Genomic DNA, 10,454 nt, shown 5'->3' on the forward strand with positions numbered 1-10,454 from the left:
CACCGAGCACTACCCGTTATATTGGGGCGGCCGCTTCTGTTTTTTAAATCTGACTGTTTTTTTTTTTCCCGGGGCGGCCCCCCCGCTCGCACCCCCCCCCCCGCGGGGGGCGGCGGGCTGCCCCGCCCCCACCTTTTTATCGGAGCAATGGATTGCCAAAAGCCGATTTGGACTTGGGTCCGCTACTCCTGGAATGACCGGAGACAATCATGTCGCGCATCGGAATCCACTCATTCGTCTGGTCGGCGAGCTCGGCGCAGAGCGACCTCGAGCGGACGCTGGCCAACACCAGGGAGGCCGGCTTCGACCTGATCGAATTCTCTTATCTCGACCCCGCCAATGTCGACATTGACGGCTTGGCCAAGCGGATCGGCGACCTCGGCCTCGGCGTCGCGATCAGCATCGGACTGCCGGCCGACGGCGATATTTCGAGCGCCGACAAAACGATTGCGGCGCGCGGAGTCGAAATCCTGAGACGTACGATCGCGCTGACCCGCGATCTTGGCGGACAGAAGGTTGCCGGCATCCTCAGCACCAGCCATGGATTGCAGAGCGAGGCGCCGACGCGCGACCAGTGGAAGCGCAGCGCCGGCACGCTTGCCGAGGTGGCCGAGACAGCAAAATCAGCTGGCGTCAGCCTCAACCTCGAGATCGTCAACCGCTTCGAAAGCAACCTGCTCAACACCGCCGCGCAAGGCATGGCCTTCATCGCGGACAGCGGCTCCGACAACATCTTCCTGCATCTCGACAGCTTCCATATGAACATCGAGGAGGCCGATGTCGGCTTGGCCATTCGCAACGCCGCAAGGAAGATCGGCTATGTCCATATCGGTGAGAGCCATCGCGGCTTCCTCGGCACCGGCAATATCGATTTTGCCGCGATATTCGACGCGCTGACCGCCATCGGCTACAGCGACGACCTCAGCTTCGAATCCTTCTCGTCGGAAATCGTCGATGAGAACCTGTCGCGGAAAACCGCCATCTGGCGCAATCTGTGGACCGACAATATGGAGCTGGCCAAACATGCGCGCCGCTTCATTGCGCTCGGACTGGAGACGGCGCGGCGCAAGGCCGAGCTTGTTTCCGCAACGCACCGGCCTTGAGAACTCGCAGTTCCGAAATCGATCTGGTTAGACCAGAGACGCTGTATTAGCCGGCAAAACGCGGCCCAAGTTCCTCGATGCGGCGGATCATCGCCTGGAAATCCTCCGAGATGCGCCGGTGCAGGTGAACCGCCAGCTCCGGGTATTCCTCAAGGATGCGGCGGAACATCTTGCGGCTGAGCCGCAGCACTTCCGAATCGATTTCGGCAGAGGCGCTGGTCAGCCGGTTGGTATCGGCGATCAGCGCCAGTTCGCTGAGCATGGTGCCGGGGCCGGCGGTGCCGATCGGGATGCGCTCGCCGTCGTGCTCGCGGTAGAGGACGATGCGGCCGCTGATCACGATATAGGCGCAATCGGCCTCGTCGTCCTCGCGGTAAAGCTTGTGGTCGGCTTGCAACCTGGTGGTTTCGGCGCCGAAGGCGAGCAGACGCAGTTGTTCCTGCGTAAAGCCCTCGAAGAGCCTCACGGTGGACAGGATGCGGATGTCGTCATCCAGCGCCATCTAGCTATGTCCCCGAACCGTCAGTCCGACTCCTCCCCTACGAGGCCGATCCAGAACCACCTCCAGCCTCAGGACCGTACCCGAAAAGCGCCCCGCCCGGATCGCTTATTTGAATAATGAAATGTTTAAGGAACCAGCTTGTAGCCGCCGCTTTCTGTCACGAGAATTTCCGCGTTGGAAGGATCGCGCTCGATCTTCTGGCGCAGCCGGTAGACGTGCGTTTCGAGGGTGTGGGTGGTGACGCCGGAATTGTAGCCCCAGACTTCCTCCAGCAGCACGTCGCGGGTCACCACCTTCTGGTCGGCGCGGTAGAGATATTTGATGATCGAGGCTTCCTTTTCGGTCAGCCGTACCTTGGCGCCGCGCGGGTCGATCAGAAGCTTCTGGCTGGGCTTGAACGTGTAGGGGCCGACCGAGAAAGTGGCGTCCTCGCTCTGCTCGTGCTGGCGCAGCTGGGCGCGGATGCGGGCCAGCAGCACGGCAAAGCGGAACGGCTTCGTCACATAGTCGTTGGCGCCGGCCTCGAGGCCAAGGATGGTGTCGGAATCGGTATCGTGGCCGGTCAGCATGATGATCGGCGCCTTGTAGCCGCCCTTGCGCAATATCTTTACCGCCTCGCGGCCATCCATGTCGGGCAGGCCGACATCCATGATGAGCAGGTCGATGAGCCCGCCGCGCGCCGTGGCGACGCCTTTGGCGGCGGTCGCTTCCTGCAGGACATCGAATTCCTCATAAAGCGACAATTGCTCGACAAGGGTGCCGCGCAGGTCGTCATCGTCGTCGACGATCAGAATGGTGCGTGAAGTCATGGATCAATCCGTTGTTTTGAAAAGAGATTTCAGTTGACCGCAGCCTGTTTATGCGGAAGCTGACCGGCACAACAGCCGTTCACAGTGATTTGTTCCGTGGCACGATCATACAAGAAAAAACACGATCGCAATGCAGTCGGCGCAATTTTGCCGAAAGGGCTCGCCGTGCTCACCGTGCGCGCGCGCCCAGGCCATGCCAGCCAAGGCTTTCTGCAGGCCGGCAAACTGGTGTTTCCATGTGCGCTGGGGCATGGCGGCATCTCGGCGGCCAAGCGCGAGGGCGACGGCGCCACGCCGCTTGCCTCGATGCGGATATTGTCGGGATATTTTCGCGGCGACCGTTTTGCCGGCGGCCGCCGGACGCGGCTCGCGATGACGCCGATTGGCCGCGACCTCGGCTGGTGCGAAGTGCCTGGGGACCGCAACTACAACCGCCCGGTCAAAATCCCCTATGGCGCCAGCCATGAGCGGATGCTGCGCACCGACGATCTCTATGACGCCTGCCTGGTGCTGGACTGGAACATTGTGCCGCGGCGGCGCGGGCGCGGCAGCGCCATCTTCTTCCACCTGGCGCGCCCCGGCTTTACGCCGACGCAAGGCTGCGTCGCGGTAACGGCTCGCACCATGGCGCGGCTGCTGCCGCTGCTGTCGGAACGGACGGTGATAAGGGTGGCAAGGTAGGGGAGAATAGTGAGCGAATTGGTCGGGAAGGATATTCGCGGACCCGCCGCTTAGCTTCACTACTCACTACACCGTCCTAGCGCTTCCTCGGCAGCTGCCAACCCGTGTCGAGAAGGCCGAGCCGGCCGAGTTCGCGGTCCATGGCGCGTGCGATGTCCTTGCGTTCGCCGCCGATGTCGCGCAGCTGGCGATCGGAGAGATCCTCGACATTCTCGTAGGGAAGATTGACCGCGATTTTTGCGTAGCGAAACCAGTCAAGCATGGCGCGTAGCCAGGTCGCGCGGAGGATTACAGAGCGCAAGGCGATGTCAGACATGGTGCAATCCGCTTCTCCGGACATCAAATCCGGTTTGATGTTTCTTCGATGACCAGATCATGACCGATTGAAATCAAAACGGGAAACGAGTAGTTTTTTCTGCATCTTCAAGTTTTGTTTGAGAATTGGAATGCTCGACCGAACTCTCCTCGTCTGGCACTGATGGCGCGCCTGCTGCCTGGAACCCGTGCGCTGCGGACGCTGGAGGCAGCGGCCCGGCATCTCAATTTCACCCGCGCCGCCGACGAGCTCGGCCTGACGCCGGCAGCGGTCAGCCATCAGATCAAGGAAATCGAGGATCAGCTCGGCATCGTGCTGTTCACACGCACCAGCCGCACGATCCGGCTGACCGAGGCGGGTGCGGTGCTGTTCGAAGCTTCGACCGATGCGCTCGACCTGCTTGGCCGGGCCGTCTCACGGGCGCAGAAGACGGCACGCGGATCGGCGCTGCTGAAGGTCACCCTCGATGCGCAATTCGCGACGAAGTGGCTGATGCGGCGCGTCGACGATTTTCGCAAGCAGCATCCGGCGATCGAGCTGCGTTTCGACATCAGCTACGAGGTGCGCGACTTCGATCGCGACGACGTCGATCTCGGCATCCGTTTCGGCACCGGCAAATATCCGGGGCTTCGCTCACACCGGCTGTTCGAAAACGTCATCATTCCGGTCTGCAGCCCGGCCCTGTTGCGGGCCGGGCCTCCCCTCAAGGAGCCGCGCGACCTGTTCCATCATACGCTGGCGCATATCGAGTGGTCGCGCCAGGGCGTCACCTGGCCGAACTGGAGCATGTGGATGGCGGCGGCGGGCGTCGACGATTTCGACGACAGCCGGACCATCGTGTTCGGCAATTCGACCGATGCCGTCCAGGCCGCGCTCGACGGCAATGCGGTTGCGCTCGCCGATTTCGCCATGGTCGCAAACGACCTTTCGGAAGGCCGTCTGATCCGGCCGTTCGAACTCGGCATCAAGGTCGCGCCCGAATTCGCCTATTTCCTGGTCTATCCCGAAACGGCGGCGACTGATCCGCGCATCGTCGCCTTTCGCGATTGGCTCCTCGAGGAAGTCGCCAAGACGCCGACCTGACGGTCAGCCGGTCGCCGCCGCGCCGAACCAGCCGATCACCGCGCCGATGAGAAGCAGCACGCCAAGCCAGTGACCAACATCGATGAGCGTCAGATCCCAGCCGAAACCTTCGTAGCGATGGTTGACCGAAAGCGTCGTGGCGACGAACCCCAGCCAGAGAACGAAGCCGAAGATCACCCCGGCAAGCAGGCTCGGTTCGCCGCCGGTCACCGCGCCGATGATCAGCGACATGACCAGCGCCATCACGATCTCCGCGACGAAGGAGACGACGAAGGGCAGCATCGATTTGCTCATCGTCGTCGGATCAAGCTTGGCGGCCTTCAGCCACGGCTTGCTCAAACCCATGTACCAGGCGGCGCCGAACAACCACGCCACGACGGCGGCGACGATTACCGCCAGCCAATTGATTGCCGAAAAATCCATGGTTCCCTCCGGTCGATTGCGCGATGGAACGCCTGTTCGGCGATGCCGTCAAGCAAGACGCCAGACGGTGGTGCGCTTGATCTCGGCGTCTTCCAGCGCGCGGGTCACCGCCACTTCGTAGACGGCAAGCGGCTCCAGCCCGGTCTTCGGCAGATAGGAGCGGCCGGGATCGCCGACGAGAATGTCGGCGCCGCGCGCCCTCAGCCGGGCGAACCACGGCATCAGCCCGTCGGCAAAGGACTTGTCGTAGAAGACATCGCCGGCCAGCACGACGTCCCACCCGGCATCGCTGCCGATGGGATCGCCGGCGAGGAATTCGATCTCGGTCCCATTGGCCTCGGCATTGAGGCGGATCGCGGTCGCGCAGAACGGGTCGATATCGGCGGCGATCACCTCGGCAGCGCCGGCCTTCACTGCTGCAATAGCGACAAGGCCGGAGCCTGAGGCGAAGTCGAGCACGCGCCTGCCGCGCACCGCCGCCGGATTGTCGAGGATGTAGCGGGCAAGGCCCTGGCCGCCGGCCCAAGCGAAAGCCCAGAAGGGTGGCGGCAGGCCGATTTCGGTCAGTTCGTCCTCGGTCCGCTGCCATAATCCATGTGCCTCGTCGGCCAGGTGCAGGCGGACCTCCGGCACATGCGGCGGCGCCATCAGCGCCGTGTTGTCGAGGATGAATTTCCTGGCGCTGTCCGGCGTCAGCGCCGTCATGGCGCCGGCGTCAGGCCGCCCATGCGGCAAACCTCTTGCCATTCGGCCGGCGTCACCGGCTGCACGGACAGCCGCCCGAGCCGCACCAGCGCCATGTCGGCCAGCTGTGGATTGGCCTTGGCCTGCTCCAGCGTCACCGGCTTCGGCATGTCCTTGAAGGCGCGGATATCGACGCACTCCCAGCGGGGGTCGTCGGTGGTGCTGTCCTGATGGGCCAGAGCGCAGACTTCGGCGATGCCGACGATGTCGAGCCCGTCATTGGAATGGTAGAAGAAGCCGAGATCGCCGATCTGCATCGCCTTCATGTTGTTGCGCGCCGCATAATTGCGCACGCCGTCCCATTGCGTGCCGGCCTTGCCCTTCGCCTTGAGGTCCTCGAAGGAGAAGACCGAAGGTTCGGATTTGAACAGCCAGTAGTTCATTGTGTTGCTCCTCCTCAGGTGCCGCCGCGATCAGATGTCCGCCGGCTTGTTGAAGCTCCAGTTCCACTGCCGGATTTCGACGCTTTCGAACAGCCCTGCCTTGGTATAGGGATCGGCCGCCGACAGGGCTTTTGCCGCAGCCAGATCTGGCGCCTCGACAACGGCGAGAGTGCCGTTCGGCGTGCCGTCGCGTCGAGGAACGGGCCGGCGAAGGCCAATTTCTTGTCGCCGTTCAGCCCTTCCAGGAAGGCAAGGTGCTTGGGCCGCGTATCGAGCCGCACCTGCAGGCTTCCTGGCTTGTCCTTGCAAATCAACGCAAACAGCATCTTTTCCATCTCCGCAATCGTTCGGAATTACATGTCGGTTTCGGTCTTGAGCGGCCGTGTCATCAATGCCGATACAGCCTGGTCTATGGTTATGGTGCCGTCCAGTATGGCGGCGACGGCGGCGATGATCGGCGCGTCGATCCGGCGCTCGCCGGCGATGCGGGCGGCGATTGCCGCCGTCGGCACGCCTTCCGCCAAAGGCAAGCCGGCAAGCGGCTTGCCTTGCCCCAGCGCCAGCCCATAAGCGAAATTGCGCGACTGCGCGGACGAGCAGGTAAGCAGCAGGTCGCCGAGGCCGGAAAGTCCCATCAGCGTCTCGGCCTTGGCGCCAAAGGCGGCGCCGATGCGGCGCAATTCGACGAAACCGCGCGTCACCATCGCCGCCTGGGCGCTGGCACCGAGCCCGGCGCCGGTGACGGCACCCGCGGCAATGGCAAAGACGTTCTTCAGCGCGCCGCCGATCTCGACACCGATCAGGTCGTCGCTCGAATAACAGCGCAGGTTTTCCGCCGAAAAGCGGGCGGCGAGGTCGGTGGCCAGAGCCTCGTCGCGGGCGGCGACCACGACAGCCGTCGGCAGGCCCCTGGCGACGTCGGTGGCAAAGCTTGGGCCCGACAAAGCGGCGACCGGATTTGCCGGCACGATACCCTCGGCAATGGACGACAGCAGCGCGCCGGTGTCGCGCTCGATGCCCTTGGCGCAGAGGACCAGCGGGACGCCTTTCGGCATATGGCTGGACGCGGCCGTCAGCATAACACGTAACGATTGTGCCGGCGCCACCGCCAGAACGCAGTCGGCGCCGTCGAGCGCGGCCACGATGTCGCTCGTCGCCACGATGCCGGCCTGGAGCGCGATGCCCGGCAGATAGCGCGGATTTTCGCCACGGTCGATCGCCGCGACGGTCTTCGGGTCGCGCGCATAGAGGCGGACGAAATGACCGGCGCGCAGCATGGCCAGCGCCAGCGCCGTGCCCCAGGCGCCGCCGCCGAGCACGGCGACGCGCCAACCGCTTGGAGCCTTGTGCTCGCTGCCGGTCATGCCTTGGCCCCACGCCGGCCCGAGCCGACCATCGGAGCGGAGATGCTGTCCAGCGGCCACCGCGAGCGCGGCACGAAATCGGCGGCATTTTCGCCTGATATCCCGGCGCGCAGGCGCTCGATGCCGGCCCAGGCGATCATCGCCGCATTATCGGTGCAGAGGTTAAGCGGCGGCGCGACGAAGCTGAACCCGGCCTGCTTGCACAGGCCCTGCAATGTCGCCTTGATCGTCCGATTGGCGGCGACGCCGCCGGCGACAACCAGCGCAGGCTCGGCCTTGTCCGGGAATTGCTGACGGAACCTGGTCAGCGCCCGCGCAACACGGTCGCCCAGCGCATCCGCGACCGCCGCCTGGAAGGAGGCGCAGATATCGGCGACGTCCTGGTCGCTCAGCGGGGCAATCGCCGTTGCCGCCTGGCGTACCGCGGTCTTGAGACCGGAGAAGGAAAAATCTGGCTGTGCCGAGCCCTTCATCGGGCGCGGAAACGCAAAACGCGCCGCATCGCCATTTGCCGCCGCCTTCTCGACATTCGGTCCGCCCGGATAGGGCAGGCCGAGCATCTTGGCCGTCTTGTCGAAGGCCTCGCCAAGCGCGTCATCGATGGTCGTCGCCCAGCGCTGGTAGTCGCCGACGCCGCGCACGGCGACGATCTGGGTATGGCCGCCGGAGACCAGCAGCAAGAGGTAGGGAAAGTCGAGCGCATCGGTCAATCTGGCCGTCAGCGCGTGGCCTTCGAGATGGTTGATGGCGATCAGCGGTTTTTTGGCTGCCGCGGCGATTGCTTTTGCCGTCATCAGGCCGACGATCAGCCCGCCAACAAGACCGGGACCGGCGGTGGCGGCAATCGCATCGATGTCGGCGAGGTCGACGCCGGAATCGGCCAGCGCTGCCTCGATGATGCCGTCGAGCGCCTCGACATGGGCGCGCGCGGCAATCTCCGGCACGACGCCGCCGAAAGCAGCATGCTCCTCGATCTGGCTGAGCACGATGTTCGACAGGATTTGCGGCGTGCTGCGACCGTCCAGCGCCACCACGCTGGCGGCGGTCTCGTCGCAACTCGTCTCGATGCCCAGAACGCGGATCAATTCGTCGCTGTCCTCGATGATTGTGCAATCGGCCTTTCCCCGATAGGAGAAAACCCGGAAAACGGCCTCGATCTGCCGGGGGTTATCACGGACGGCGCGTCATGCAAACAACCTTGAAAATCGGAACACGCGGCAGCCCGCTGGCACTGGCGCAGGCGCATGAAACGCAGGCGCGGCTGATGGCCGCGCACGGCATGCCGGTCGAGGCGTTCGAGGTGGTCGTCATCTCGACCAGCGGCGACCGCATCCAGGACCGACCGCTGTCGGAAGCCGGCGGCAAGGGCCTGTTCACCAAGGAGATCGAGGAGGCGCTGCTGGCGCGGCGCATCGACATCGCCGTGCATTCGTCGAAGGACATGCCGACGCTGTTGCCCGAGGGGCTGGAACTGTCCGCCTACCTGCCGCGCGAGGACGCGCGCGACGCCTTCATCGGCAAGGCGGCGCGAACGATTGCGGGCCTGCCGCAAGGCGCCAAGGTCGGTTCGTCGTCGCTGCGGCGCCAGGCGCTGATCCGGCGGATGCGGCCGGACGTCGAGGTGGTGATGTTTCGCGGCAATGTGCAGACGCGGCTGCGCAAGCTCGGCGACGGCATCGCCGACGGCACCATCCTCGCCTATGCCGGGCTGAAGCGGCTCGGGCTCGAGGACGTCGTCACCGACCTGATGCCGCTCGACGTCTTTCCGCCGGCGCCGGGGCAAGGCGCGATCTGCATCGAAAGCCGCATCGGCGACCGCGACGTGGAACAGATGCTGGCAGCGATCCACGACGGGCCGACCGGCGAGGCGCTGGCCTGCGAGCGCGCCTTCCTGGCGGCGCTCGACGGCTCCTGCCGCACACCGATCGCCGGCCATGCGACGATATCGGGCGGAACGGTTTCCTTTGCCGGGCTGATCATCTCGCCCGATGGCACGCAGTCGCATGAGGTCAGGCTGGAAGGGCCGGCGCAACAGGCTGCCGGCATCGGCGCGGAAGCCGCCGCGATCGTTCGGGCCAAGGCCGGCGAAACATTCTTCGACGGCTGGACCTGACATGCTCCGCGTCCTGGTGACGAGGCCCGAACCGGGCGCCTCGCGCACGGCGCGCCGGCTCGCGGATGCCGGCTTTCAGCCGATCCTGCTGCCGCTGACCGAAACGGCGGCGCTGCCGGTCGAAGCCGGCGCGCTGGCTGCCGCCGCCGCGGCGGTCGCGGTCACCAGCGCCAATGCGGTTCGCCATGCGCCGAAAGAGGTCATTACCGCGCTCGCGCGCTTGCCGTGCCAGGCTGTTGGCAAGAAGACGGCGGAAGCCGCCCGCAGGGCCGGGTTTCTGTCTGTCGGCGAAGGCCCGGGCAATGCCAAGGCGCTGGCCGATGCGCTCGCTGGCGGTTACGCTGCGCAGACCATCGTCTATCTCTGCGGGCGGGTGCGCTTTCCGGACTTCGAGGAGCGGCTGTTTGCGTCGGGCGTTCATGTCCGCGCCGTCGAGACCTACGACACTTTTGCGCTGGATTATTCCGACGAGGCCGTTCTTGCGCGCCTGTCCGCCCGGCCGGTCGAGGCGGTGCTGCTCTATTCGGCCAAGGCGGCCACGGCGATGCAGGCCTTGGCTAGCCGGCCGGCGCTGCGCGGTGTTTTTGAAGATGCACGCCTTCTCGCCTTGTCGGGACGTATTGCCGCGGCCCTGGGCGAGGGCGCCGGCGAAAGGATCCGGATTGCGCCTGAGCCCAGCGAGGATGCCTTGCTGGGGCTTTTGCAGGCGTCGCGCTGACAGCCATCTGCCTGTTTCGGACGTTGGCATACCTCCTGCTGGCATCCTCAATTTATTCCGCAGTAGGCGCTGTCGGCCAAGCTGCGGATCTCCCCCGCAAGGGGTCCGCAAGGGGCAGGGCTATCGCATATGAGTGATGGCATTGATGAGATAGTCGTCGTTCCAGGCGCATTTCTTGATGCGATGGCTGATGGGGACTTTGGCAGCATCGGCGG

General features: G+C 64.7%; 13 protein-coding genes and 1 pseudogene. 5 read left to right on the forward strand and 9 right to left on the reverse strand.

Annotated features, from left to right (window positions below):
* The first annotated feature begins 209 nt into the window (after window positions 1–209).
* On the forward strand, window positions 210–1,103 hold the full coding sequence (locus NKI79_RS32700; protein ID WP_352807384.1) for a sugar phosphate isomerase/epimerase family protein: 894 nt from the start codon (window positions 210–212) through the stop codon (window positions 1,101–1,103).
* 46 nt (window positions 1,104–1,149) lie between these two features.
* Here NKI79_RS32700 and NKI79_RS32705 read toward each other — a convergent pair whose 3' ends face one another.
* Entirely contained in the window at window positions 1,150–1,605 is a 456-nt protein-coding gene (locus NKI79_RS32705) for a Crp/Fnr family transcriptional regulator (protein WP_352801454.1), read from the reverse strand.
* A gap of 125 nt (window positions 1,606–1,730) precedes the next feature.
* A complete protein-coding gene (locus NKI79_RS32710; RefSeq protein WP_023680479.1) occupies window positions 1,731–2,414 on the reverse strand; it encodes a response regulator transcription factor in 684 nt (227 codons plus the stop codon).
* A 144-nt stretch (window positions 2,415–2,558) separates the two neighbouring features.
* Here NKI79_RS32710 and NKI79_RS32715 point away from each other — a divergent pair, with 144 nt between their 5' ends.
* Window positions 2,559–3,095: a L,D-transpeptidase family protein gene (locus NKI79_RS32715; protein WP_352509125.1), complete on the forward strand. Its 537-nt coding sequence runs from the start codon at window positions 2,559–2,561 to the stop codon at window positions 3,093–3,095.
* A gap of 76 nt (window positions 3,096–3,171) precedes the next feature.
* On the opposite strand, the gene NKI79_RS32720 is transcribed toward NKI79_RS32715, so the two are convergent.
* Window positions 3,172–3,411, reverse strand: coding sequence for a hypothetical protein (locus NKI79_RS32720; RefSeq protein ID WP_352801458.1), 240 nt, complete (start codon window positions 3,409–3,411; stop codon window positions 3,172–3,174).
* Window positions 3,412–3,573: 162 nt separating this feature from the next.
* Between NKI79_RS32720 and gcvA the strand changes: the two genes are divergently transcribed.
* Window positions 3,574–4,494: a transcriptional regulator GcvA gene (gene gcvA / locus NKI79_RS32725; protein WP_352807388.1), complete on the forward strand. Its 921-nt coding sequence runs from the start codon at window positions 3,574–3,576 to the stop codon at window positions 4,492–4,494.
* A gap of 3 nt (window positions 4,495–4,497) precedes the next feature.
* Here the strand turns inward: gcvA and NKI79_RS32730 are convergent, their stop codons facing one another.
* The 6 genes and pseudogenes from NKI79_RS32730 to tsaD all read right to left on the reverse strand — a co-directional run bounded on the left by NKI79_RS32730 (window position 4,498) and on the right by tsaD (window position 8,490).
* A complete protein-coding gene (locus tag NKI79_RS32730) occupies window positions 4,498–4,917 on the reverse strand; it encodes a DUF1761 domain-containing protein (RefSeq protein ID WP_352479990.1) in 420 nt (139 codons plus the stop codon).
* A gap of 48 nt (window positions 4,918–4,965) precedes the next feature.
* Window positions 4,966–5,664: a class I SAM-dependent methyltransferase gene (locus NKI79_RS32735; RefSeq protein WP_502909883.1), complete on the reverse strand. Its 699-nt coding sequence runs from the start codon at window positions 5,662–5,664 to the stop codon at window positions 4,966–4,968.
* Window positions 5,619–6,044 (reverse strand): EVE domain-containing protein, encoded by a 426-nt coding sequence (locus tag NKI79_RS32740; RefSeq protein WP_254817798.1) that lies wholly within the window; start codon window positions 6,042–6,044, stop codon window positions 5,619–5,621. Before NKI79_RS32740 ends, NKI79_RS32735 begins: the two co-directional genes overlap by 46 nt.
* A gap of 30 nt (window positions 6,045–6,074) precedes the next feature.
* Window positions 6,075–6,370 (reverse strand): annotated as a pseudogene (locus NKI79_RS32745) (YciI-like protein).
* Between the two features lie 27 nt (window positions 6,371–6,397).
* A complete protein-coding gene (locus NKI79_RS32750; RefSeq protein ID WP_352807392.1) occupies window positions 6,398–7,408 on the reverse strand; it encodes an NAD(P)H-dependent glycerol-3-phosphate dehydrogenase in 1,011 nt (336 codons plus the stop codon).
* The gene (tsaD, locus tag NKI79_RS32755; RefSeq protein ID WP_352807400.1) at window positions 7,405–8,490 is read right to left on the reverse strand and encodes a tRNA (adenosine(37)-N6)-threonylcarbamoyltransferase complex transferase subunit TsaD; all 1,086 of its coding nucleotides are present in this window, start codon (window positions 8,488–8,490) and stop codon (window positions 7,405–7,407) included. Before tsaD ends, NKI79_RS32750 begins: the two co-directional genes overlap by 4 nt.
* Window positions 8,491–8,594: 104 nt before the next feature.
* Here tsaD and hemC point away from each other — a divergent pair, with 104 nt between their 5' ends.
* A complete protein-coding gene (hemC, locus tag NKI79_RS32760; RefSeq protein WP_352807394.1) occupies window positions 8,595–9,521 on the forward strand; it encodes a hydroxymethylbilane synthase in 927 nt (308 codons plus the stop codon).
* A 1-nt stretch (window position 9,522) separates the two neighbouring features.
* Complete coding sequence (locus tag NKI79_RS32765; protein WP_352807397.1) at window positions 9,523–10,239, forward strand: uroporphyrinogen-III synthase; 717 nt, start codon at window positions 9,523–9,525, stop codon at window positions 10,237–10,239.
* The last annotated feature ends 215 nt before the right edge of the window (window positions 10,240–10,454 follow it).

This window comes from Mesorhizobium sp. M0340 (assembly GCF_040321535.1).
In the GTDB taxonomy this organism is placed as follows: Bacteria; Pseudomonadota; Alphaproteobacteria; order Rhizobiales; family Rhizobiaceae; genus Mesorhizobium.